The sequence below is a fragment of the Aeribacillus sp. FSL K6-2848 genome (assembly GCF_038004325.1).
Taxonomy (GTDB): domain Bacteria; phylum Bacillota; class Bacilli; order Bacillales; family Aeribacillaceae; genus Aeribacillus; species Aeribacillus composti.
Genome location: NZ_JBBOQQ010000001.1, coordinates 3,782,331 through 3,807,164, shown reverse-complemented (window position 1 = coordinate 3,807,164; position 24,834 = coordinate 3,782,331). Strand labels below are relative to the sequence as shown.

20 protein-coding genes and 2 pseudogenes are annotated in these 24,834 nt (G+C 37.0%); 11 read left to right on the top strand and 11 right to left on the bottom strand.

Going from position 1 to position 24,834, the window contains the following annotated elements; genetic code table 11:
* The first annotated feature begins 6 nt into the window (after positions 1-6).
* Positions 7-567 carry a DNA cytosine methyltransferase gene (locus NSS70_RS18305; protein ID WP_340882194.1) on the top strand — a complete coding sequence of 187 codons (561 nt, stop codon included), beginning with the start codon at positions 7-9 and terminating at the stop codon, positions 565-567.
* A 148-nt stretch (positions 568-715) separates the two neighbouring features.
* On the opposite strand, the gene NSS70_RS18300 is transcribed toward NSS70_RS18305, so the two are convergent.
* Positions 716-850, bottom strand: coding sequence for a hypothetical protein (locus NSS70_RS18300; RefSeq protein WP_340882190.1), 135 nt, complete (start codon positions 848-850; stop codon positions 716-718).
* Between the two features lie 114 nt (positions 851-964).
* Between NSS70_RS18300 and NSS70_RS18295 the strand changes: the two genes are divergently transcribed.
* Positions 965-2,173 carry a hypothetical protein gene (locus NSS70_RS18295; RefSeq protein ID WP_340882188.1) on the top strand — a complete coding sequence of 403 codons (1,209 nt, stop codon included), beginning with the start codon at positions 965-967 and terminating at the stop codon, positions 2,171-2,173.
* A gap of 516 nt (positions 2,174-2,689) precedes the next feature.
* Here the strand turns inward: NSS70_RS18295 and NSS70_RS18290 are convergent.
* Positions 2,690-3,940, bottom strand: coding sequence for an IS4 family transposase (locus NSS70_RS18290; protein WP_339192832.1), 1,251 nt, complete (start codon positions 3,938-3,940; stop codon positions 2,690-2,692).
* 131 nt (positions 3,941-4,071) lie between these two features.
* Positions 4,072-4,683 carry a hypothetical protein gene (locus tag NSS70_RS18285; RefSeq protein WP_340882186.1) on the bottom strand — a complete coding sequence of 204 codons (612 nt, stop codon included), beginning with the start codon at positions 4,681-4,683 and terminating at the stop codon, positions 4,072-4,074.
* A gap of 314 nt (positions 4,684-4,997) precedes the next feature.
* Between NSS70_RS18285 and NSS70_RS18280 the strand changes: the two genes are divergently transcribed.
* Positions 4,998-5,276, top strand: a complete 279-nt coding sequence (locus NSS70_RS18280; RefSeq protein ID WP_340882184.1) for a hypothetical protein — start codon at positions 4,998-5,000, stop codon at positions 5,274-5,276.
* Between the two features lie 772 nt (positions 5,277-6,048).
* Here the strand turns inward: NSS70_RS18280 and NSS70_RS18275 are convergent.
* Positions 6,049-6,630 (bottom strand): hypothetical protein, encoded by a 582-nt coding sequence (locus NSS70_RS18275; RefSeq protein WP_340882183.1) that lies wholly within the window; start codon positions 6,628-6,630, stop codon positions 6,049-6,051.
* A gap of 315 nt (positions 6,631-6,945) precedes the next feature.
* Between NSS70_RS18275 and NSS70_RS18270 the strand changes: the two genes are divergently transcribed.
* On the top strand, positions 6,946-7,860 hold the full coding sequence (locus tag NSS70_RS18270) for a tyrosine-type recombinase/integrase (protein WP_340882182.1): 915 nt from the start codon (positions 6,946-6,948) through the stop codon (positions 7,858-7,860).
* A gap of 408 nt (positions 7,861-8,268) precedes the next feature.
* Here NSS70_RS18270 and NSS70_RS18265 read toward each other — a convergent pair whose 3' ends face one another.
* From NSS70_RS18265 to NSS70_RS20945, 3 genes are all read right to left on the bottom strand, one after another.
* Positions 8,269-9,414, bottom strand: a complete 1,146-nt coding sequence (locus NSS70_RS18265) for an IS3 family transposase (RefSeq protein ID WP_340882181.1) — start codon at positions 9,412-9,414, stop codon at positions 8,269-8,271.
* 74 nt (positions 9,415-9,488) lie between these two features.
* Positions 9,489-9,761, bottom strand: a complete 273-nt coding sequence (locus NSS70_RS18260; protein WP_340882179.1) for a DUF4368 domain-containing protein — start codon at positions 9,759-9,761, stop codon at positions 9,489-9,491.
* A gap of 15 nt (positions 9,762-9,776) precedes the next feature.
* Positions 9,777-10,310, bottom strand: coding sequence for a recombinase family protein (locus NSS70_RS20945; protein WP_445290590.1), 534 nt, complete (start codon positions 10,308-10,310; stop codon positions 9,777-9,779).
* Here NSS70_RS20945 and NSS70_RS18250 point away from each other — a divergent pair.
* From NSS70_RS18250 to NSS70_RS20940, 4 genes and pseudogenes are all read left to right on the top strand, one after another.
* A pseudogene (locus NSS70_RS18250) lies at positions 10,200-12,342 on the top strand (type I restriction endonuclease subunit R); the annotation flags it as partial. The gene NSS70_RS20945 and the pseudogene NSS70_RS18250 sit on opposite strands and share 111 nt — an antisense overlap.
* Positions 12,343-12,821: 479 nt before the next feature.
* Complete coding sequence (locus tag NSS70_RS18245; RefSeq protein ID WP_340882178.1) at positions 12,822-14,993, top strand: McrB family protein; 2,172 nt, start codon at positions 12,822-12,824, stop codon at positions 14,991-14,993.
* A gap of 9 nt (positions 14,994-15,002) precedes the next feature.
* Complete coding sequence (locus NSS70_RS18240; RefSeq protein ID WP_311066570.1) at positions 15,003-17,051, top strand: DUF2357 domain-containing protein; 2,049 nt, start codon at positions 15,003-15,005, stop codon at positions 17,049-17,051.
* A gap of 141 nt (positions 17,052-17,192) precedes the next feature.
* A complete protein-coding gene (locus NSS70_RS20940; protein WP_375338768.1) occupies positions 17,193-17,471 on the top strand; it encodes a transposase in 279 nt (92 codons plus the stop codon).
* Positions 17,472-18,117: 646 nt separating this feature from the next.
* Here the strand turns inward: NSS70_RS20940 and NSS70_RS18235 are convergent.
* Positions 18,118-18,321 (bottom strand): hypothetical protein, encoded by a 204-nt coding sequence (locus NSS70_RS18235; RefSeq protein WP_144598295.1) that lies wholly within the window; start codon positions 18,319-18,321, stop codon positions 18,118-18,120.
* Between the two features lies 1 nt (position 18,322).
* Positions 18,323-18,624 (bottom strand): annotated as a pseudogene (locus tag NSS70_RS18230) (transposase); the annotation flags it as partial.
* A gap of 120 nt (positions 18,625-18,744) precedes the next feature.
* Here NSS70_RS18230 and NSS70_RS18225 point away from each other — a divergent pair.
* Together NSS70_RS18225 and NSS70_RS18220 are read left to right on the top strand one after the other, a co-directional pair.
* A complete protein-coding gene (locus NSS70_RS18225; RefSeq protein ID WP_094244402.1) occupies positions 18,745-19,218 on the top strand; it encodes a hypothetical protein in 474 nt (157 codons plus the stop codon).
* A gap of 75 nt (positions 19,219-19,293) precedes the next feature.
* The gene (locus tag NSS70_RS18220) at positions 19,294-19,854 is read left to right on the top strand and encodes a hypothetical protein (protein ID WP_340882176.1); all 561 of its coding nucleotides are present in this window, start codon (positions 19,294-19,296) and stop codon (positions 19,852-19,854) included.
* A gap of 2,009 nt (positions 19,855-21,863) precedes the next feature.
* Here the strand turns inward: NSS70_RS18220 and NSS70_RS18215 are convergent.
* Positions 21,864-23,186 (bottom strand): short-chain fatty acid transporter, encoded by a 1,323-nt coding sequence (locus NSS70_RS18215; protein ID WP_340882174.1) that lies wholly within the window; start codon positions 23,184-23,186, stop codon positions 21,864-21,866.
* Between the two features lie 216 nt (positions 23,187-23,402).
* Here NSS70_RS18215 and NSS70_RS18210 point away from each other — a divergent pair, with 216 nt between their 5' ends.
* Entirely contained in the window at positions 23,403-24,281 is an 879-nt protein-coding gene (locus NSS70_RS18210; protein ID WP_340882172.1) for a LysR family transcriptional regulator, read from the top strand.
* A 177-nt stretch (positions 24,282-24,458) separates the two neighbouring features.
* Here NSS70_RS18210 and NSS70_RS18205 read toward each other — a convergent pair whose 3' ends face one another.
* Complete coding sequence (locus NSS70_RS18205; RefSeq protein ID WP_340882171.1) at positions 24,459-24,650, bottom strand: hypothetical protein; 192 nt, start codon at positions 24,648-24,650, stop codon at positions 24,459-24,461.
* Positions 24,651-24,834: the final 184 nt, after the last annotated feature.

Sequence of the window (24,834 nt, the reverse complement as noted above, 5' to 3'; positions counted from 1 at the left end):
GCATACATGAAATCCCCATCTGAATACAGGTGGGGATTACTTTACGCTTACGTTTTGGATAGGGAGAAAGCTAATATAGTTTCGTTATTTTCAGGGGCAGGTGGTCTTGACTTTGGGGTTGAATTAGCAGGGTTAGATTATGTATTTGGAAAGAGTAAAGTAGATAATTATTTAAAAGACAAGGAATTATTTGATTCTATCCGAGATAAAGGTGTTTTTCATCATTCTTATGCAATAGATAATTTTAAGGAAGCCTTGGAAACTTATAAAATGAATTTTAGTGATGATGTTTTTTTACATAGAACAGATATTAAAAAGGTTAAAAGATTTCCCGCTGGTGATCTTGTTTTGGGGGGATTCCCATGTCCTGGGTTCAGTGAGGCAGGTCCACGTTTGGTGGATGACCCAAGGAATTTTTTGTATATCCATTTTATTCGTTGCTTAATAGAAACAAAACCTAAATTCTTTATAGCTGAGAATGTTAAGGGGATGTTGACCCTAGGAAAAGGTGAGGTTTTTAGACAAATAAAGCAGGATTTTGAAGCTTGTAGTGTAGGTTCAGTATAAAAAATGTATGAAAATAGATAATCTCTTACCAAAGAGCACATTGATTCAATCCCAAATTAATATGCTCTTTGGTTTACGATAAGGAGAATTATGGTAAGTTGGGATAGTAAGATTGTTTCGTTAATCTTAAAAAATCATCTAGAATATTTCATTTCTCTTTTCTAGTAGATCCGGCATCAGAACGCTTTTTTCTCCATGTTCCATCTTGATTTCTACTTCTATTATTTCCGGCAGTAGGACCTGTTTTAACAATAGGACCTTTTGTATCTTTAGGTGATGGCATATTAGTACCTCCTTTTCATTTTATTACTATTATAAGGACTATTTACCAAAAAATAAAGATATTTAAAAAAACTTTGATACCTTTTCAATAACTTTGAGCGAATACAGTGAAACAATGTACCCTAAAGGTGATGAGGGCGGGTATGTATCTGTTGCAACAAAAGATCAACATTGGAAAGAGCGTAATGTTCCTATTTCAAAGTGGACAAGCAAGGTAAATTTAAATACGAATTGCTATGTATCTATCAATACATTCTATAAACCTGAACGAAGAATACGTTCTGTACGCCATTTAAATGCGTTTTTCGTTGATATTGACTATTACAACGTAGGTATTTCTAAAGAGGATGTTTTCCATGCGATTGATTTCTTTATAAATACAGATCGTATAGTTGAGCCTACATTTGTGATTGATTCAGGTCGTGGATTATACGTCATTTGGAAGATTGAAGATGTTCCAGGAATTTATAAGCAAACAAAATCCCTTTATCAGCACATTCAACAGTATATTTATGAGCTGTTTAAAGATGTTGGTGCGGATCCAAGTGCAAAGGATATAGCTAGAGTATTACGGGTTCCTAATTCGTTGCATATACAAGCAAATAGACGTGTTAAAGTAATTTATTTTAATCCTGAAGCAATTTATACAATGTCTATGTTCCAGCAATTCGTAGATCCGTTTGAGATTTATAGAAATAAAGACTACAAGAAAATTAAAAACAAAACTATAAGTAACTCTGAACGAAAGAGGAATATTAAGTATCTTTTCAACATTTACACGCTTTATAAGGCACGTGCAAGTGATATAGAAACCTTATGTGAGTTAAGAAACTATGATTTAAAAGGCATGCGCAATAATATTCTATTTGTTTACCATTATTTCATGTTGCATATTCATCGAAATGAACAAGTGGCGTTATATAAAACTTTGAACCTTAATGATAGATTTATAGATCCATTACCTGAAAAAAGCGTTAAAAGCTATGTTCAATCGTCTGTAAGGGCTTATTATGAACATTTAGAAGATAAAACGAAAGGTTATAACTATAAGAATGATACTTTGATAGAATTATATAAGATTACACCAGAAGAGCAGAAACATCTTAAAACAATCATTTCGCAACGTGAGAAGTATGATAGAAACAACAAACGAAGAAGGCAAAACAGGCGTAATAAAGCGGGTTTAACACCAAGACAAGCGAAGAAACAAGAAACAATAAACAAAGTAAAAGCTTTACATGAACAGGGATTAAAACAAGTTGAAATAGCCCAAGAATTAGGTCTATCAAGTGGACGTATATCACAATTATTAAAAGAAATTTAGAAAGTTTAGCGAAATGGCTCTTTATATAGTGGGTGTACTTTAGATTGTTTAAAAGAGATATAAAAGCTTTAGGATTAGGTTTTTTAAGACACCTTATGTTTTGATTATTTCTAGGTATTTATTTAATATTTACTTTATAGGTACACGTCATTTTATGAATTTTGTAATACCACCATTTAAAATAGCTTCTCTAACTTGTTTATAAACCATTTCTTGTGTGGTTTTTTCTTTTATGGGTTCTAATTTAATTCCGTCCATAAATCTATCATCCTCTTTTATTGTATTTCTAATATTATTAATTTATATAATATTTAATCAATTCAGTATTTTCTTTGTGTATACATTATACATAATACAGACAGTAGCGTTGCATAAAAAAATTTAATGTTTGTCAAGCTCAATAAAAATTCCAGTTATTTCATGTAACTGAATATTCAGACATACAATCTTTCTAAGCAAGCTTAAAAGGACAATGACGTCTTAATCGGCAGTCCATTTCCACAATTTGGTAATATATTACAGAAACATTGGATCATAAACTAAATCGTCTAGGTGTTCCACCTCCCCTTCTTCAAATTGGTACACGATGGTTTCAAAATCTTTTTCCCAATGGTATTTTTTCCGACCGTTGGACGTTCGAATTGGCTTTTTAAAAAGGGAGCGAACAAAACAGTCAAAACCTTTAAAAAGCAGATTCTGTAAAGTTCGCTTGATCTCTAATAAAGGACCATCGTGATTCACTTTTAATTGGAGCATGGCCTGTAAGCAATAGGTGATTAGGGCGATCCAAATTTGATTGTAAACGGCATTTTGACTTTTTCCATAAAATCTTTTTATCTTAAGGTGCTGTTTCATCCATTTAAAGAAGGTCTCTATCTTCCAGCGATATCGGTATAAATCTGCAATCTCTTCCGCAGAAAGATCAAAGCAATTGGTTATGATGATCACGGGATTCCCTTCGCTGTCGACCGTTTCGATCAATCGGAGAGGATGAGTCATTTTGGTATGATTACGGTCATTTCCTAAAATGACAATCTGATCCCTATAAATCAAACGTTCTGGATTGGGAATCCGTTCCGATAAAACTTCAATCTCTGCGTTCTTTTTAAGCCGGGTAATGAATCGCACCCCTTCTCGGCATAAGCGGTCGAACTGTTTGTAATCGACATACCCTCGATCAAACAAGTAAATCGCATTTGGATCGATTTCAATGAGTTCGTCCATCTGTGTGCGATCGGCATGTTTCGCGGGTAAGATAATCCCTTGATCCGGAACAGTGATATCCTTCGTTACAACAACCTTTAAATGGAGTCGAACACCAGCCTTTGTCTTACGAAAAGTTGCCCATGGATATTGGCTCAAACTCATGCTCATCGTGGTAGAATCAATGACCAGAAGACGACCAATGTTTCGGATGATCGGGGCATTTTTCATTTGCCCTTGGATCTTTAAGACCAGATATTTAAATACTTTTTCAAACAGTTGAGGGGATAATTGGCCTAATTTGCGAGAAAGTTGCGAAGTACTAATTGCATCAAATTCCAGATATGTCTGCAACTCTTCCTTGTCTTTCAAATGTTTGGCCAATTTTGTTAAGCTTTCCAATTCGTTTAACTGAGCGATGATACAAAGTTGTAAAAACTTATACGCCGTTAATTTTTTAATGTATTTGTCAACGTCAATCACATTAATTAGTTTTGAAAAAGTTATTGGATCGATCTCTTTAAATAGTTCATTTATTGTGGATTCTGTGGTATTCTTATCCATAATGGTTTCTCCTTATTCTTAGGATTTGGATAGGACTGCCAATCCTAATTATAAGGAGTTTTTTTATATCCAAAAAGATGAAATTTAACATAAAATTGGGCTTGACAAATTAAAATTAACTTAATGCAATGCTACTGATTTCCCATGTACTTAGATTCATCATATTGTGCCCAGAAGCCATCTAATTGATTGATATCTATATAATATCTATTCCTAGAAAATTCACATAAACGTATACCCTCATCCGAACATATATCCGCAGAATACCGAAACCCTGAGCGTATCGCTTGTTTTCCAATTATATCGAATCCACTAGGAATGTCTAAATATATATTTCCCCCATATATATTTAGTAATTCTTTTATTGTATTGATACAAGAGTTATATTCTTTGTTAGTTAAAATATTGGAAAAAGGAATTAACCTGTTATCAGGCAATATTAACGGATTCACTTTAAAATCATTTTCGCTTCCGAATAAAGCAATTGAGGGTAGTTCGTTAATATTTTCCTTTGTAATCGGTATTATTAACACTTCACCTGATTTTTTTACATTTTCGTGTGTAACAAAATCATTAATTACTTCTAAATAATTGGAAGTAAAAAAGTGATTATTCTTCTCATTATTTAATGAGTAAATAGATATTCTATATAAACTAAATTGCTCATAATATTTATAAAAATATTCCATAGATTGTTGGTTGCAATCCATATCTATGACTAAATTATACCACGCTCCTTGCATGCATTAAAAATATCTGTTAAATCATAATTGTAAAAATCACCATATAAAGACAACCCCAGCAAGCTTGTATTCTTATATATAATTCGTAATCCTTTTTATTAACAAATCTATTTGGTTTTGGTTCACATCAATATGTTCTACTAATTCCCTTATATACCCCATTTGTACCAATTTGGAGAAAAGGACATGAATATGTTAAAATAAAGAAAATCTTAACAGCGTGGTGTATTAATATGAATGGACATAATACGATGGGGATGTTATGGCCTTTTAAGGTTCTGTTAAGATAATTTACAATATAAAGAGTGATTATTATGAAACGATTAGCTAATATATACTATTATTACTTTTTGATAGGAGGAGCAATTGCATTAATTATTTATGATTCTTTTGCTATCTATAATGATCAATCACATACAACGGCATTTTGCTTACTTATAAATCTAATCATGTTTACTTATACTTATTATCAATTATTTATGCGTGATAAAAATGAATCAACCTTGCTTGAAAAAATTGTATTAGTAATATTATTGCTTATTATTATTATTGGTAGTTTACTTGTTTATCTAAATACTAGTTTTCTTAAATAAATGCTGTTTTCATATAGATTGTTGATAACAAAAATAGTATATGAAGGTATCGAATATTGCAGAATGTGCGTTCCTGATGGTGGCGGATTGGCACAATGTTTACAAAGATTTCCATACTTTATCTGAAAACGAAAAATTAGAATTAGACCCTTTTAGGATCTAAAACGATATTTTCAAAATGGTTAGTATAGTCCGCAAAATTCATTTTTATAATGGTTTAGCTTGCGTTCATTGAAGTATTATCTCTGTTAATCGTTATAGCAATTACTGTTCATGCCAGCTCTTCCTTTGTAAGAATTGTGGAATTGTTTAACGAGATGATAGGTAGCTAGTTATCAGAAACAAAGTACTTCCACAAATGAACAGAAAACTCCGAATGGACAGTCGGAGAATAAAGACTGTCCAAATAGCTAAGGTACTAAAAATCCTGAATGCGGTTTGTTCACCTCGCTCAAATAAAAAGTCTGAAACACGATATCCACCTATTTTGATATCGTTTTCTTTAACTGATAAAGAAACTGCGGAGAAAGGACAAAAATTCAAAATTCTTATCAACAAAGCGGTATAGTTTAGCTGTTCTAATTACTATAAGTATGACTGATACTTTTGTTATAAGAGTTATACTTATTTTTCCATCCCCCTATCTCTTCCTTGTAATTATAATAAAATATAATACCGTGCGATTTTATATTTTCTAGTAATATTATTTAATTTACAAAAGAGCTTAAATAAAGAACCAAAGAGGTTGTGCAACATTGCACAACCTCTTTGGTTAGAATGGCAAAAAGAATGTAATCGTTTTTGCAATCACATTTGATGTAGTTTTTCCTAAACCAGTATAATCGCTAATAACATTTGTTAAGAACTCCTCGACATCATCAACAAACCCAGTATAATGGCTAAGTACTTCTAAAAGCCCTCCCACGGAGAGTACACCTATGAGTTTATTTTTAGCAGATCTAGGTAAAGGTAGTTTATTAATTGCTCCTTTAATACCTCTATCAATAGATTTTTCATGTTTTTTTATTGCATTACTTATGGCTTTTACACTTACGCTACCTTTACTAGAAGGTGTAATAATTTGATTGCCAGGTGCAGTTGGAGAGGTAGCAGATGTTGGTAATATACCCTCCGCAGTTAATTCATTGATATAATCATCTGCATTAATTTGACTCTGTATCAATGCTTGTTCGATTTCTAATGCATCTTGTACGCTAATTACATTTTGATGATTTTGTTTATTCACTGTTAGTTTTTCATTTGTTGGTTCGATAATACTTGCGTAACTTAATGAAGGGCTGATTGTTGCTACTAGTAAAGCAGCAGACGTTAATGAAATTAAACTTTTTTTCAAGATATATCTCCTCCTAATCTATTTTATACAATAAATATAATAACATATTAATAGGTGTATATCCTATTTATACCATATTGTTCTTTATTATTTTCCTCTTGTTTGAGAACCCACTGTAATTAACTAGGTATTTTTATAAAATAAAAATATATACGCTCTCTCACTTGTACTTATAACTTGTCATATAATCTACATTATATGTCTAACAATCTCGTCTTTTTTATGATATACTCGTCATATAATTTTATTTTTCGAAGCGATTATTTGCTCTTCGAATCCTTTTAAACTCGTCATATAAGTGAAAGGATGAAAAAGATGCTGCACGAATATGAAACATATTTGCAAGAGAAGGGGTTTTCTCCTAACACCGTGATCTCCTATCTCAATGACGTGAATCAGTTTTTGAAAGACTTGCATCTTCGTCCAGGCGATTACGTCACGTCGGCCGACATACGCAAATGGATCCAGCAAATGTTGAATCCGGTAGAAGGGAAACCGTTGGCTATTTCCACGATCAATCGCCGTCTTAATTCGCTGCGAAGCTTCTATGCGTGGGCGGTGGAACACCATAAGATTGAACAGAACCCAATGAAAGACATCCAGGATTTAAAATCAGCCGATGAAGATAACGAAAAAATTATGTGGCTGACGGAAGAAGAATTTGAGGACTTATTGCATCGGATGCGGAAAAAGCCGGTCCGTAGCAGAGGGGTTGATCCAGAAGAAAAGTATCGACGGGACCGTGCGGTGGTGTATCTGCTTACCTATGCAGGATTGCGAGTAGAGGAGTTATCAAATTTAAAATTAACGGATTTAGATTTAGAGATGAAGAGAATTCGAATCGTGGGAAAAGGGATGAAGGTAAGAACAGTGCCGATCTCGAATATCTTGTTGGCAGAACTCGAGGATTGGCTTAAGTTTCGCGCGGAAATGGCGAAAAAGAAACCGCATGTGGCCGAATCGCCATACGTCTTTTACAGCCAACGTTCTCCGAAGTTTTCGGTAAGGGGCCTCCAGCGAATGATCGAAAGCTACAGCCTGCCAAATAAAAAACTGACGCCCCATATGTTCCGGCATACGTTTTGTAAGTGGATGCTAAAGGCGACGAACAACGATATCGAGAAAGTGCGGAGGCTTGCTGGTCATAGCAATATTGCCACAACGTCCCGATACTTAAAGGACAGCTATAGTGATTTGGCGGATGCTGTGGAGGCATTGCCGAAATTTTAACAAAGTTGTTTGTGCGTAGGTGTCACCGATAACGATTCGGATAGTCCAGTAGGGCCATGGTAATCTTTGAAGAATGATTGCCGTGGCCTTTAGCATTTTTTATTCCATTTAAACAGCGCTTCTCCCAGTCAAAGACGGTCAATCTCCCTCTGCTTAATTAAAAGCAAGAGGTAATTCTTTGATGCGAAGATAATTCACAAAAAACTGTAATGCACCCCTTTGTCAAGACACAAATTGATAATATTTAAGTTATCCATTCTCTCCTTTCGCTATGAATGTGGTGCGTGTGCGATAAAGGCTTGACATGGAGCCTCTACGGGCACGATTTTTTGCGCTGGAGCGATGGACAGATAACATCGCATGGCTAAAACAGCCTATCATGCCCGTCTCTCCATATACGTTCGATGGTTAGGATGCTTGAACCATCTTAGGTTGCTTGTACACTGTTGCTGGCGTCAAATAGTCCAAAGATTGGTGAGGTCGGTCTGTATTATAGAACGTAACATAGCGTCGAATGCCTTTTCGCAACTCTTTAGGATTCTCGAATTCATTGAGATAGATACATTCATACTTTAAAGCTCTAAAGAAGCGTTCCGTACGACTATTGTCTGTTGCTCGTCCTTTGCCATCCATTGATACCTGGATGCCATACTCTTTCAACAGCCCGAGATAGTCAGCGTTTGTAAAATGGCTGCCCTGGTCACTATTGATGATGGCCGGCTTACCATGACGCAATGCCCGTTTAAGACAGTTGATGACAAATCCTTTCTCCAGCGTACTAGATAACTCGTAATCGATCACTTTGCGGCTGAACCAGTCGATGATGGTAAACAGGTACATAAAGCCCCGTCCCATACGAAGGTAGGTGATATCCACTCCCCACACATGGTTCGGATGGGTGATCTCCAATCCACGGAGCAGGTAAGGTCGGCAGTACTTGGCATGTAGCCTCTTACTAAGGTTGGGTTTTGGGTAAATAGCTTGTATACCCATAAGGCGCATGAGACGGCGTACGCGTTTACGATTCACATCAAATCCTTTCTCACGAAGTTTCGCAGTCATGCGCCTGTAGCCAAAGTAGGGATGAGCTGTATAAAGCATATCCATTTCGTGCATGAGCATGATGTTTTCTGAGCTTTCTGTTTGCCCCTTTGATTGGCGATACACGCTAGTACGATGAATACCTAATAACTGTGCCTGACGCTTGATGCTGATCGATGGGTGATTGAATTCGACCATAGCCTTTCGTTCGTCAACAGACTTATTTGAGTCCAGATTTTTTTTCAGCCAGTCAACTTCAACCGTTAACTGACCTACCAATTTCTCTAAATTTTCTTGTTTGGCCTCATATTCTTTACGGATTTTATCCACTTCGCTTGAGCCTTTTTCAAAGACCATCGAGGATCGTTCTAGAAATTCTGCTTTCCAACGACTGACCATGACTGGGCTTAATTCATATTTGGCGGCTATTTCATTGACGGTTTGCTCTTCACGCAACACCTCAAGAACCACCTTAGCTTTAAATTCTGCGGTATATCGGTTTCTTTTTTTCATGGTATCATTATAACTTATTTATCACGCTCATGTGTCTCACCTTATGGGAGCATTATAGTGTGGCGAAGATGGTTTTAAAAAAAGAAGCAGGAAATAATTAAAAATTTCCTGCTTCTATTCAATTTTCGGGGCGGAGAATCGATAAAAGATTTTTGGAGTTTAATTTCAATACGATCAATTAAACAATACAAAATTTCCGGTGTTAATTCATCAAAGTTTAAAAATTGGGCCAATTCCTGCTTCAACTTTTGGATATTCTCGACAACTTTATGGCTTGATAACAAAGATTCAAGTTCTTTTTTTGAAATGACAAGCTCATTGATTTCTTTGCTATTTGCCTCAATCATATCTTGATAATCCTCTTAAGTGATTTTTTCATCGGCGAGCAGCTCGATATATTTGCGTTTTCGTGCTTTTAAGGCGTCAATTTTCTTGTTTATTTTATCCAGTTTCTTTATCAATTTGCTGCATGAGAGACTGGATGTCATGAATGATGGTCTGTTTAAGTACTTCCTCTTTGATGACATGGCTGCTACAAGCTTTTTTGCCGAATCTGGCATATCCACCGCACATATAACTTTATGATTTGAGCGATACCACATGTCTTTGCCGCAATCAGCGCAATAGGCGATATTCGTAAATAGGTGCCGTTTTGGAGCAGGGATTGTTTTTGACCGTAATTTCATCTGATGTTGTACAGCTTCAAATACGTCTCTTGGAATAATCGGCTCATGAGCGTTTGGAATAATAATTAGTTCCTCATCAGACGCCTTTTTCCGTTTGTTGGCGACAACGGTAAGCTGCTTGCGGTTATCGAAGTGAAACGAACAACCGCTGACCCGAACAAAGGAAAGCAACAGGCGAAATTGTACGCCGACTGCATTGAAAAAATGCACGGCCAACGTCCAATCATTTTTACACAAACGGTTTTGAAACGTATATTTGGGACGATCTGAACTATCCGGCGCGGAGAGTTTCCGGCTTTTACAATAAGGAAGAATTAAGCTTGCTTATTGTAAAAGCCGCATGATGAAGCGGCCGCTAAAAAATGTGCAAATCAATGACAACATAACAAATCGCTATTACCAAAAAGAAGCAGTTTTAGCCGTATGCGACGCGCTCGAGAACAAACGGCGCAAAGCATTGCTTGTCATGGCGACGGGGAGCGCCAAAACCCGGACGGCGATTTCGATTGTCGATGTTCTTACCCGTCATAATTGGGTAAAAAATATTTTGTTTTTAGCGGATCGCAAAACGCTTGTAACGCAAGCGAAAAATAGCTTTAGCCATTTGTTGCAGAACTTGACGCTTTGCAATTTGCTCGATAACAAAGACAATCCAGAGGAAAGCCGCATGGTGTTTTCGACGTACCCGACGATGATGAACGCGATTGACGAAGCGAAACGAAAAGACGGCAAACGCCTCTTTACCGTCGGGCATTTTGATTTAATTATCGTCGATGAATCCCATCGCAATATTTATAAGAAATATTGGGCTATTTTTGACTATTTTGACGCGATATTGCTTGGGCTTACCGCCACACCAAAAGACGAAATTGACCGCAATACGTATGAAGTGTTTGATCTGGAAAAAGGTGTGCCGACCTATGCCTATGAGTTAGATCAAGCGGTTCAAGATGGCTATTTAGTGGATTATCGTACCATTGAAACAAAACTAAAGTTTCTCGAAGAAGGCATTCATTACGATGAGTTATCTGATGAAGAAAAAGAACGGTACGAAGAAACATTTGATGATGAAGTAGGCGAGGATATTGACAGTGCCGCGTTAAATGAATGGTTGTTTAATGACGATACGATTGATACGGTACTGAGAGATTTAATGGAAAAAGGGATTCGCGTAGAAGGCGGGGACAAACTCGGCAAAACGATTATTTTGGCGAAAAACCATCGCCATGCGGAACGAATTGTGGAGCGCTTTGATCAATTGTTCCCTGAATACAAGGGCGGCTTTGCACGAGTCATTGATAACAGCGTGAACTATTACCAAACATTAATCGATGATTTTCCAATCATTTGCCAAAACTTTGGTTTGGATCGTACTTTCTTGAAGAACACAAGGTTGACGACTTTCGGAATATCCACTCCAGTCGCGGAACCCGTTTATGCAAAGATTTATTCGGAGCCGGGCAAGATAAAACGCATTTCCTTATTTTTGACTATTGCGGCAACTTTGAGTTTTTCCGGGAAAATCCGAAAGGAATCGAAGGAAAAGCGGTGAAAAGCTTAACGGAGCGTCTATTTAATGCCAAAATCGAAATCATTAAAGAACTGCAGCATTTACAATACCAAGAAGAAGAGTATATTGCCTATCGCAATGAATTGATTGACGAGGTGCTAGCGGAAATCAATAAAGTTAAACGAAGAAAACTTCCTCGTACGCCAACATATTCAATACGTACACAAGTTTAAAAATCGGGCTAAATGGGATTCCTTAACAGCGATGGATGTCAATGAAATCAAAGAACATATTTCGCCGCTGATTGTTCCGCTAAACGATGATGAATTGGCGAAACGTTTTGATTTGCTTATGTATACGATTGAGCTGGCGAAGCTGCAAACGAAAAATGCGACGAAGACGATTCGGAGTGTGATTCGCACCGCAGAGGCGTTGTCGAAACTCGGTTCCATTCCTCAAGTGATGGAACAAAAATACATCATCGAAAAGGTGCAGACGGAAGAGTTTTGGAGCGAAGCCGATATTTTCGAATTGGAAGCCGTTCGCGAAGCGTTGCGTGATTTTGTGAAATTCCTTGAAAAAGAAACGCAAAAAATTTACTATACGAACTTTAAAAACCAAGTTTTAGAGGTCAAAGAAAACGGTCCGATGTTTACTGTCAATGATCTGAAAAATTATCGGAAAAAGGTGGAACATTATCTGCACGAACACCGCGACCAGATGGCCATTTACCATACCCACTATTATAGTCACAAAGACTTATTTGATAAACAGCATTATATTCCTAAATAAGTTGGGGTTTAAGTCATTTGCGAAAAGAGGGGAGTTTCAAGAAACATGGCAGAGGAAAATGTTTCTTCCGCAGAGACGAAGCATCTCGATCTTGTTCTCTCTTGGAACGAATCAGATGATTTTATTTGAGAGGGGTGCTAATGTGAGAATATAGGTCGAATATGGGTGATTTGTTGTTATTGGACTTTTGTACTAAAATAGTGGTTGTAAATTATGGTAGTGATAGTAACTAAGAAATTGGTGGATAGAATTGAATAGATTAAAGCTCTACTGTTAATGGAGAAGTAAGAAAAGTACATAAATAGAAGTTATTTACACAAATAGCAGACTGAGCATTATATCAGGCAAAAGAAACATTCAAGGGTCTCAACCAATAGTTTATGTTTGTTAGGAAGAAGTAGTTATCGGGAGGGATTGTTATGACGGAAATAACAGAAGATAAAGAATTACTGAGTTATGTTGACTCGTTTCAGGATATGCAAAATTTCTTACTAAATGAAGAGAATATAATTGATATTGATGTGATTGAAAAAGTAATTTTATTTATAAGGGAAGGGACAAAGAATCGAAGAAAGAAAAACTTTAAAACGTATTTTGAGAACATAGAAATGAATATTGATACGATAAAAGATTGGGGGAATATTCTTGAAAAGCTAATAGACGCGATTAAACATCAGGAGATCAACTCTATAAAAGAGCTAAAAGATCATTTGATCTTGCAAGGAATGCTTGGATTTAATCGAAAATATCTAGATACTTTTTCTATTAGTGGGCGTCAAAAGTATTTGAATTGGCTTAATAATCAGATCGGTGATTTAAAAAATAAATTGTTAGAAGCATATCGTAATAACTCATTAAATAGCGAATTGGTTGGCGAGTTTGTAACTGAATTTAAAAAATATCTAAATGGTAGATTATTATTAAAGATAGTAAATATAGATACTAAGCAAATCATAGGAGTACCGATTCATTTAAATAAAAATGGAGATGTTGAAATGTTACCCCATCCTTTTCTAGATTCTGAATGGGAATTGTCACGTTCGATCGACACATTAAAAGATAAGGAACGAATAAAAGTAGGGGATATTGTAGCTGCTTATTTTACTGATAACAAAAGTGAACGATATATGCATACATTGTTGTATGTGGATTTCGATGGAGCAGAAATTCTTCCACAAACATTACAGCAGGCACTCTCAGAATTTGTTGACAATGAATATATTGAACAATATATGGAGAAAATCCGTAAAATCTTTGGAATAGATGATAAAAACGATGAACAGATCGCAACATTAATATTGCAAAAATTATTAGATATAAGTAGTGATATACGTCAAAAATTGTTAGAAGAAAGGGATGAAATAAGAAAAGAAAAGGAAAAATTGTTAATAGAAGAAAAAGAACTCGATGAAAAGCGTAGAGAATGGTATCGTATAATGAAAAAAATTGATGAAATGATCGAGATTGAAGAGCAGACCACCCCAAATAAAAATGAGACTTATACAGTGATCGAGTATGAACCTGAACAATTTATCTCGCATTTACAATCATTATTTTATTATAATGATGATCAACATTTAATCTATAAGGAAGAGATTATAAAAACTTTTATTTATTCTTTACAAGCGAATATCTTAACGTTACTTGCAGGGCCATCAGGAACGGGGAAGTCCAGTATTGTCCAAGCTTTGGGAAGAGCAGTTGAAAATGTAGAAGTGCGTATGATACCAGTGCAATCTAGCTGGACTGATACACAAGATTTGTTGGGATATTTTCATCCGATAGATAAAACATTTGTTCCCACTCCGTTTATGGAAGCACTAGCTGAAGCAGCGCAGGAACAAAATCAATCAAAACTGTTTTTAATCTGTTTGGATGAAATGAACTTAGCTCATATTGAATACTATTTTTCAGAGATCTTAAGCGCACGTGAGCAGAAAACACCAGTACTTCATTTATATCCAAAAAGGTATTTGGAAATTGCAAAGTTTATTTTAAGTGATGAAAGAGCGAGTGTTGAACAACGAAAAAGTGCTGAAGAATTAATAAGGCTATATCCACCTGTATTTAAGATACCTGAGAATGTCCGTTTTGTTGGCACGTTAAATATGGATCATACTGTAAAACCACTAAGCCCAAAAGTGATAGATAGAAGCTTTATATTTGAAGTGGGACACTTGAAATCTGATGAAAAAGAAAAAATAAAAAAGAAGCTGAAAACGCTAACTGGAAAGATCAAGATGGACTACGAGACATTTACATCACCGTTCCTAGACGATACAGCTGTAAACGATACGGTTGAGAAAATTGAAGAAATATCGAAATTATTTGAAGATTATCCGAATGCTTCACTAAATAGTCGAGGAATTAAACATGTTCGTAACTTTTTAAAGTATGCCAAAAATAAAGAGGAACACGAAGAATTAATTGATTATATTATTTTAGGAAAAATTCTACCTAGAATTGAAATAAAAAGATCAGAATTCGACAAGATTTACAATAAAGTCCTAAACGAATTAAGTCCTTATTCACGATCTTATCAAAGATTAAAGGTTATGTTAGAGTCAAAACACACAGTGACGTTTTGGTAGGTGGAAAAGGTGAAGCTTTACCATGTCGCAAAGGAAAAAGATCGATTAGTGATCTATGATGAACTTCAATTTGACGGAAGTACGTATTTTACTTGTGAATATAATAAGATTAAGAAAAGAATGACCCAAATTGGTGTTTGTGTTGAGAACGCAAGCCGAATTGTTGTGAAACAATTTGATATAGAAGTTGCCCGATTAACGTTCGATGAGGAATCAGGTATTTGGTATCACAAGGAAAAAGAATGGATGGAAGACGGCTTTCCTAAAACAACAGACAGTATCTTTGGGATTAATGCAGGCGGCAGTTTTGATGTTATTGCGTATGATGAAGATGGTAATGAGATAACGAAAGCCACAGTCATGATTACTCCTGGAACCATGTCTATCGAAGAATATCAACAAATGCAACAGGAGGTTCGAAGATTATTTGAATTGTTCTCCTATGATCTTGCGCAAATTGATTATAATGATCAGAATTGTTTGAGAAGAGTACAAATGCCTCTTTATCCACAACAACAATTTCAAGAACTCTTTGATCAATTTTTCGACTGTTTTAATGAGATTTTAAAAATGCCTGAACAAGAATTGATTCAGGTTGAAAAGAAAATCAATCTACATCAAGTAAAAAAGTGGACGACTTCTATGATTATTGAAAATGAAATTAGAAAAAATGGAAAAGTCACGGCGCTTATAAGCGAGAAAACAACAGATATAAAAGAACATCGTATGATTCGGTTTATGGTAGAAGAGTTTCAGCAACGAATCGACATGGAGTTAACTGCTGAACAAAAACAGTTGAGTTCGTTGCAAAACGAGCTACAGCAACTAGAAGAAGTAGAAAAGATGGAGCAGTCTTCCTCTTTGTCATCAAATTTTCGTAGTCTTATCGAAATTGTGCGCTCTGATTGTGAGAAGTTACAACGCAGGATTTGTATATGGAGAGAAATGAAGGATAAGGTTAGTGAGCTATTAAACCAACCCTTATTGCAATGCGAGCCACAAGTCATAGAAGAGACACATCTTTTTCGCATGCATCCTGTTTATAGTGAACTCTATTCCATTTATGTTGCATATGAAAATTTATCTCCCCGTTTATCGGAGACATTTCGGCTTTTTATTCAGTCAATAGTAAAGTCGCCAACACTTTATGAGATTTGGATTTTATTAAAAATCATTGAGCAAATGAGTCAATGGGGTGTAAATCCGAATGAATTTATGAAAGATGTACAGGAAAAGTACATAAATCAAAAAACGATTAGCGGATATAAGAAGCGATTTAGATTAATGGACAGGCCATTTGATATCCTGCTTTGCTATGATTATACATTCGATGACATAGGATATAAACCTGATTTTGTTATTGGCTTCTATAATAAAAAGAAAAAGAAGTGGTACATGCATACATTAGATGCAAAATATAAATGCTACAGCAAAATGCCGAGAAGTCGAAAAGCAATTCTAGATGATTTAGAACGTTCGGGGACTCGCTATTTAAATAATTTATTTCGTAATACACCCCATATTCATTTACAATCGGCTACGCTAGTTCATACTGATGTAGACTCGTTGAATTGGAATATTAAGCATCAAACGTTAAATCCAAGTGGTCATCAACACAAACTTACACATTTTTATTTCACTCCATCTGAAAATAAGAATTTAAGTATTTATCTGAAAAGATTGTTGCATGAATGTAGTCATTTTGAAAATTGTTGCCCAAAATGCGGAAAAGAAATAGATGGGATAAGGGAAGAAAGGGAACCTTACAGAAACAAATTAAGATGGAAGACAACGTATATTTGTCAAGAATGTGAAGAGGTTTGGGTTGCTAATTTTTGTAGTTCTTGTTTTTACAATAACAGGGGGTTGAGAAGCACTACAATTAACGGCAGGATTTACAAATATCCAAGACCTCTTTATAAATATCCAACTAATAACTATAATCTACAAGTTAAAAATAATTGGGATGTTCACTGTCCAATGTGTAATAAAACTGCAAATCATCTGTTATCTTTCAGTATACAAGAAAATATTTTGAAAGGAACAATTATTACCTGAATTCAAAGTTGAGACCAGAGCCAATTCAAAAAATCACACTGAAGAATAGTTGTGTAACTTCATTTTTCAAATCAATGGTCTGTCCGCTGTGCAAGGGGCTTGATCCGTCAACTGGGACTGGAATCAACGATCATTGCATGAATGCGTATATCCGTTTCAGGGATCAATGAGCAAGAATATCGGGAATTTCTTGGTCTACAAATCGGAAACAGCGGAGCGAGTCGAGCTGGAGCGAAATCTTTGCATGCTAAACTAAAAGGTTGTAGGCTAGGTCGTCTCAGAACAGCAAAAAGGGCGGTGCGGGCCATTGAACAGCAGCTCCAAGCAGTGACACGGCAGCGGTGGCAGACGCACTTTCTTCGCAATATTCTTGATGTCACCCCAAATAGGCACGTGTGGATCGTTGCGAGGTGCTTGTAAAACGTCTATAGCCCTTCCGATATATGGATATTTAGCAATTAAGGGTATGTACGCGCTATTTCGTGCATCCCCTTTGTTACAACGAATGATCCGTTTTTTCCTTTCTTATCAATCCGTATAGGTTTTCTTTTGTGCAATGCTTGAACATTACCGGGGGAAAAGTAACTTCCCAAAAAAACCTCCTCGGTTTTGGAATCATGTTTCAATGTCATGGCTGATTTGGCTTGTTCCCCAATGTCCTTTCCTTATTAAAAACGAATTAGGTGAACACTGCTACTTCTCGATATCTGCGATCACCACTCAAGGTATGTGGAGTGTGTGGCGAAGATGGTTTTAAAAAAAGAATTATAATAGGTCTTCTTTTTATGAATTATGTTATTGTATTGCCAAATACGGCTACTTCAATATTCAATCATTTGTTGATCAGCATGGATGATCGGCTTACTCCTTGTTTCTAAAAGAAAATATAATCAAAGATAAAAACAAAAGGGCCGTCATGTGGGAGTGCTTGGAAGAGATTGTGTTGAGGGAAAATTAAGCAGAGGGAGCCGGAAATCCGTAAAGATTTTCGGAGCTCCCTCTGCTTTTATTTCGATTTAGTCAATGAAGAAAATTCAGGAATTGCCTCATGAAAGGACAGGAACTTTTAAAATTGTATTTTGATTATTTGTTGGCTAATCCATTCAACCAATTTTTGGTTGGGAATGGGTGTATGAAAAGAGGTTCCGTTCAAACTATATAGAATATTTCTTGATTGATCACGATTGCTTTTTTCAATTAAATCGAACAATTCTTCTTTACTTAAATCAGCTTGATGAAAAAGAGAAAGAATTAAGGATTCATAGGACATGAATTGGACTATTCTCCCGCACTTTAAGATACAAGGCATCTCAATTAAAAAAGGGTAATGAGTTTGTAGGGGCTTCATTTTAAATTCATGGACTATAGGGTCTAGTTTTTTGCAAAGGGCTGAAACGGTGGATTTCGAGAATTTCTTGTCACATAATTGTTCTGTAATTTTTTGTACTTTCCGAGTTGAAACACCGTTTACCACTATTTCCAACATAGCAAGCAATAATGCTTGTTCGCTACGCTGATAGCATTCAAAGAGATCGGTACTAAATTTGCCATTACGATGCCGTGGTACGTGTAAGTGGCAAATATGAAATTTTGTGTAAAATAATGGTAATATCTGGACGATATATATAATGAGGGTCAATTATTCTATGGGCTGGTGAATCCTCAAAAATAACATTTGAAAGGGGGTGCTTATATGAAAGCAAAGAGGTTAATCAGTTTATTGCTTGTGATGGTCGTAGTATTTTTCATGACAACAACCGCATTCGCCGCTTCGTCATCGAAAACATTCACCTCATCCTCTGGAACAATCGGTTCAATGAGTCTGTATCTTGACCCGGGTGAGAGTGGTTCCTCGTCTATTGCTACAATTAATGTCTCCGGATTACCGGCAGATGCGGTCATTACAAAGGTCGTTGCTGATTGTAACACGATGTCGTATTCTGGCGCAATCCTGTCAAACAGATTGTATATAACAACTAGTAACATTTCCGGATGGACATCGGCACCATGGGGATCTGGTAACAAAACAGAAATTTCTGCAGGATTGATTGGCACGCTTGCGAATGGCACATATCAACTTTACTATACGGGAACCAACGTCAGCAGTTTGTCTCCCGGTTATAAAACATATAAAAATATAAAGCTGACGGTGTACTACAACTACTAAACAACATCTTAAACCCGGATAGGTAAGTAGTGGTTATCTCCAGATATTTTCCAGCAAAGTATCAGGCGAAATCCTATGCAAAGGAGTGAATGGAAAATAAGTCGTATAAAACCATTAGATGTCAACTTAATCAATATATTGCTTGGAACAAAAATTGACAATAGGCTGCGGATGAATGGCTTTCCGTCCCCTGACTTTACCAGGTTCGATTTCTGCACGAAAACAGCCCCTGCCATGAGTGAAGAAGAATTCAGAGAGGCTATTATTGAACAGGCAAAAAAAGATGCCGCCAAAGGTATCTGTGGCGGTGAATCTGCGGGCTACAGAAATCTTATGAAAAGCTATATTTCCGTTGTGTCTCCAGATAGAAAAGGTATTATCGCAAAAGCATCCCAAAGTTTTGCCGGCAAAGGCCGAATATCCTTTGTGGAGTTCAAAGATGCAGGTAATAATGTCATTGCCCATTATTCACAAAATAATGGTTGGACAATGGTGATGACAAAAGCAGAAATGGCACGAACTAGTGAGTTTAGCGCAATATACGTTGAAGCATGGCGCGAGGCATATTATGGGAAAGGCAATACTATCGATGGTGCTGCCATCTCATCGGGAAGTACATTCAGCGTATCTGTTTAATCTCACCAGTTTCTATTCAATTTTCGGGCGGGGGTGTCCGATAAGTCCCTAAAATGAAGCAAGTGGAGAAAAACAATGCGTTTCTCTCCACCTGCTTGTGCGCCCGGCATGGGTGTAATCTATAGGGTGAAAGTCCCGAGCTGCGAGGGCAGAAGTAGCAGTTAGCTTAACGCAAGGGTGTCCGTGGTGACGCGGAATCTGAAGGAAGCGAGCGGCAAACTTCCGGTCTGAGGAACACGAACTTCATATGAGGCTAGGTATCACTGGGTGAGTTTGCAAGACAAAACAAAGCCCTTTCTGCCGAAGGTGATACAGAGTAAATGAAGCAGATGGATGGAAGGAAAGATTACACTCTTACCCGGGGAGGTCTGGCTGGCACGCCAAGTAACCTTGGTAACCTATCTAGTGATAGATAGCTGAACAGTCAGAAGTCAGCAGAGGTCATAGTATTAGTTGGTCTAGAACAACTAAGAAGGACCGAACAATTAAGAGAGAATAGCCCTTGGCATTCAGTGAGTCATGATGAACACAGAAAACGTAGTACCTCACTTGAGGGAGGAAGCGGTGAATCCCGTGGGAGATCTCTTGGAGGGTGGAGTGACCACTGGCATAAAGAGAACAGCTATTCACGGAAGTTATAAAGACTTGCGTCAATTATCTTAATTGAACCGCCGTATACGGAACCGTACGTACGGTGGTGTGAGAGGACGGGAGTTAATCGCTCCCTCCTACTCGATTTATATTTTTTCGATTTTTATCTGAAAGTAGCTTTTGGAAATGGATTAGCAGTTTACTACCGCGGTGGAACCTCACACCACTCACTAAAGTGGCGTGCTTCTCCATGTTTCTATGAGAATTTCCTGCTTCATCACCTCGCAGCCTATCTCTACAGGCTTCGATCCACTCCTGCATTGATTGCGTAATGCTTCGAGAATTCTCTACTGGCTGTACAATCTTTTTTAGAAAAATACTCTGTCAAACGATGACAAAAACAATTCCTGCTCCTATGAGTCAGGAGTTTCTTTGTTGTATTTTCTCCCTTTTTGTGACAAAAAACGGATTTACCGAAACATAGACCTTATATATAAAAGTTAGTGTTTTTTTTCGACATAGAGTGAAAAACCACGTCCAGAAATGACAGACATCACACCACTGCTGGCGAGAAAACCAAACAAAGGAACAAATCCAAAAAACAATTAGAACTGTTTGTTAAAATTATCTATTTTGTGTTTTGGGAGGCAGATTATCGAAAAAAAAATCACATCGTTTAACTGATATGTCTTTTGCGAATAGGTTTCTATAAAATGCAATAGGCTTTCCCTTTTGCGATTCTCTCTTAATTTTTCTTCTCCTCTATGAAAAAAGAGATGGTGATTTTTTCTGGTTTACGGTTTTTGAGTGATAGAACCGATCTTTTTATCTATTATTAACGTTTTCAATAGGAAATTGAAATTGGAATTATCCAATAGTTTAGAAGGAGAAGAAAATGATGAATGAGGAAAAAATGAAAATGATTGAGTTGGCTGTGAAAGATTTGGTTTTGTAATGCACAAATTCAGGACACAAAACGGTCTGCTTTAATTGGATTATGTCAAAAATTATTTGAAAAAGCTCATCGGCCGGGATTCGATTCATCCTCAGTATCTAACGGGAGAGATAGTAACCTTCTGCACAGCACAGCAAGCACGGCAACATTTTTTTAGGAGAAACAGCAAAGTGGGAGTATTTTTTACAAGAAAATATGCATCCAGTCCCATCATTAGACAAGAATGCTGGAACGATCATGTTCCTAATTGGAACAAAAAAAAGGGAACCATTTTCAAAACACCCGGGATACCGTCAATCCCGTCAAACGGAGAAGGAACAAAAAAGGATTAAAAGCAAATGATAGTTTTTGATAAACTTAAAAAAACCCATCCCAAGAATGCTGGCGTCATAACAGCATTCTTGGGATTTGTTTGTAAAACATAGAATATTGGGAAAATTTTTGTTATGGGACAACTGAAGCTTTAAAACAGCAGAAATCCAATGGAGATCGGGATAAAACTGAAAATTAGAATCATGACGCAAAATCCCATAATATCTCGGATGTGGAGGCCTGCGATCGCTAAAATGGGAAGCGCCCAAAACGGCTGGATCATATTTGTCCAAGCATCTCCCCAGGCTACCCCCATTGCTGTTTTGGCCGGATCTGCTCCCAATTCCATTGCTGCCTGAATCATAATCGGTCCTTGAACCGCCCATTGCCCGCCCCCGGATGGAACAAAGATATTGATTAAGCCAGCGCTAAGAAAGGAGAGGTAAGGCAAGGTTTGTTCGGTCGAAACACTGACGAACCATAATGCGATTTGCTCAGACAATCCTGAATGAATCATCATTCCCATAATTCCAGCATAAAAGGGAAACTGGATGATAATCCCACCGGCGTTTTTAACGCCGTTTGCTACCGTATCCAGAAACCTTTTCGGTGTTTGATGAAGCAAAATTCCAAGGAAAAGGAAAATAAAATTGACGATATTAATGTTTAGGTTAAATCCGTTTACAGCAAAATGATAAACAATAAATGCAATTCCCATAATGCCGATGATCAGGGATATTGTCCGACTGTTTTCCAATTTTTCTGCTGGTGTCATAGGTGTCACATGCTCTACTGCTGCTGCTTCTTCATTTGGAATCACCCATTTCGTTCGATCTTCGAGCTGGCTCTCTGCATTTTTTAACAAATAACGGTTAAACAGCGGCAAGGTGATCAAAAGGGCAATAACAATAAACAAATTTGTCGGGCTAAAAAGGGTTTTCGTCACTGGGATCACGCCCATGGATTCCTCCAAAAAGTGGCCCGGGGTTGCAATGGTAAGTGGGATCGAACCGGAAAATCCCCCGTGCCAAATGAGGAATCCGCTGTATGCACTGGCAATTAAAATACGGTAGTCGACGGATGGAACATACTTGGCAACATGTATGGCAAACAAAGCGCCGATCACCAGCCCGAAACCGTAATTAATCAGGCAGGCGATTAATGAAACAATGGTTACAAGCATGACGGCATGGACAGGGGTGCGTGCAAAGGTGCTTACTTTCGCCAAGAACCTTTTAATGACGGGAGTGTTTGCTAATATATAGCCGGTTACAACCACAAGGGTCATCTGCATGGTAAATTCCAGTAAATCCCAAAAACCTAAACCCCAATGGGTGACCATGTCCACTGGACTGTTGTCTGTAAAGAAAACACCTAATAAATATACTAAAAACGTTAAAATAATGGCGAACAGCAAGGCATCAGGCAAATAACGCTGCACCACGCGGTTGAAAAAGGATGTAAGTGTCTTCAATGGTTTCTCCTCCCTTTAGCAAATAATAATTTCTGTTTGTTTTTTCCACCGGTTCCGTTAAAAAATAAGAACAAGTAAATGAGTGCATGATGGAATCGCTTTCAAAATTCCTTTTTTGCATCCGCTTACATAAAAGTTTACACAGGGACAAACGGTAAAGTAAAATAAATAAAATGAATCTTATTTATTACATTTGGGAATAAAAAGGGGGATTCGATGGAACTTCGGGACATTCAATCCTTTATTGAGGTGGCCAATCATCAGAGTTTTACAAAAGCTGCGGAGCACTCCTATTTATCCCAGCCGTCATTAAGTAAAGCCGTGAAAAAGCTGGAAGAGGAATTTCATATGGAACTATTGGAACGATCCACGAGGCATATTCAATTGACGGATGCAGGAAAAGTTGTTTATGAACAGGGAAAAAAGTTAATGAGTATTTTGGAAGAAACGAAAATGCTGCTGGATGAACTGGCAAACGTCGCCATTGGAGAAATTAAAATCGGCATTCCTCCCCTTATTGGAACGGGTTTTTTCCCTTCCATTGCCGGAAACTTCCATCAACAATACCCGAATGTCAAATTGGAGTTGGTGGAGGTTGGCGCAAGGGTGGTAGAGCAGCTGGTGGAAGAGGGGGAAATTGATGTCGGCATTGTGGTTCTGCCGGTGGATGAATCCATTTTTCACATTTCTTCTTTTTTTACGGATGAATTCGTCCTTTTTATCCACAAGGATCATTCTCTGGCCTGCAAACAAAGGGTGTCCGTCAAAGAATTGGAGAAGGAAAGCTTTATATTATTTGCAAAAAACTTTACGTTGCATGAATTTATCATTAACACCTGCAAAAATTCTGGTTTTACCCCGAATATCGCCTATGAAAGTTCCCAATGGGATTTAATTTTGGAGCTTGTTTCATCAAAAATGGGGATCACATTGCTGCCGAAAGTGATAGGCGGAAAACAAAATAATCCGGATATTGTTATTATTCCCTTGAAAGAAAAGGTTCTTTGGCATCTTGGTATTATCACGAAAAAGGGTCGGTACCGCTCCTTTGCTTTGAAAAAATTGCTGGAGATGCTTACGGAACAAGAGAAGTGAAATCTATACATTCCATTTCTAATAACATTGTATTTCAATGAATAAAGCTTGTAAGTGCATCAATAAACCGTTTCCTAATGATGGAAAGTACCTTAGGACGGAAATTCCTTGGCTGCAGTCTTTCATTTTTTGTACAAAAGATATAATAAACGTATAAATTGTTGGTGAATGAAAAAGTTATCCGTACGACGAACATTGATAACCGTCTTTAAACGATTCTCTGTCAGGGGGACCAGCCGATTCAGCGGCACTAACTGTATCCACTCTGAGCCGCCAACTCAAGAGCGGATTACTTTTTTTAAAAAAGACAGTATTGGTCCATCCACCCCCAGAGGAAATAGCGAGCATGAGAGATTCAAATAATGTCAAGGCATCCCCTTTCCTTCAGGGAGTGGCTCCAACCTTGAGTTTTTCGTTTCTAGCAACTGCGTAAGAGGCATTCACACCATAATTAGGCCCCACACATAGATATACCAAACGAGTTTATTTAAAAATGAAAACAGGGTAACCTCATTCAATAATTTATGGTACCCCGTGGAAGGATAGAAATCTT

Coding starts and splice junctions, on each gene's coding strand:
- NSS70_RS18270 (WP_340882182.1), top strand. CDS start 6,946: ATGCTGCACGAATATGAAACATATTTGCAAGAGAAGGGGTTTTCTCCT.
- NSS70_RS18290 (WP_339192832.1), bottom strand. CDS start 3,940: ATGGATAAGAATACCACAGAATCCACAATAAATGAACTATTTAAAGAG.
- NSS70_RS20940 (WP_375338768.1), top strand. CDS start 17,193: ATGCGTATATCCGTTTCAGGGATCAATGAGCAAGAATATCGGGAATTT.
- NSS70_RS18225 (WP_094244402.1), top strand. CDS start 18,745: ATGAAAGCAAAGAGGTTAATCAGTTTATTGCTTGTGATGGTCGTAGTA.
- NSS70_RS18235 (WP_144598295.1), bottom strand. CDS start 18,321: ATGTCCTATGAATCCTTAATTCTTTCTCTTTTTCATCAAGCTGATTTA.
- NSS70_RS18245 (WP_340882178.1), top strand. CDS start 12,822: ATGACGGAAATAACAGAAGATAAAGAATTACTGAGTTATGTTGACTCG.
- NSS70_RS18210 (WP_340882172.1), top strand. CDS start 23,403: ATGGAACTTCGGGACATTCAATCCTTTATTGAGGTGGCCAATCATCAG.
- NSS70_RS18265 (WP_340882181.1), bottom strand. CDS start 9,414: ATGAAAAAAAGAAACCGATATACCGCAGAATTTAAAGCTAAGGTGGTT.
- NSS70_RS18220 (WP_340882176.1), top strand. CDS start 19,294: ATGCAAAGGAGTGAATGGAAAATAAGTCGTATAAAACCATTAGATGTC.
- NSS70_RS18280 (WP_340882184.1), top strand. CDS start 4,998: ATGAAACGATTAGCTAATATATACTATTATTACTTTTTGATAGGAGGA.
- NSS70_RS18295 (WP_340882188.1), top strand. CDS start 965: ATGTACCCTAAAGGTGATGAGGGCGGGTATGTATCTGTTGCAACAAAA.
- NSS70_RS18305 (WP_340882194.1), top strand. CDS start 7: ATGAAATCCCCATCTGAATACAGGTGGGGATTACTTTACGCTTACGTT.
- NSS70_RS18285 (WP_340882186.1), bottom strand. CDS start 4,683: ATGCAAGGAGCGTGGTATAATTTAGTCATAGATATGGATTGCAACCAA.
- NSS70_RS18300 (WP_340882190.1), bottom strand. CDS start 850: ATGCCATCACCTAAAGATACAAAAGGTCCTATTGTTAAAACAGGTCCT.
- NSS70_RS18260 (WP_340882179.1), bottom strand. CDS start 9,761: ATGATTGAGGCAAATAGCAAAGAAATCAATGAGCTTGTCATTTCAAAA.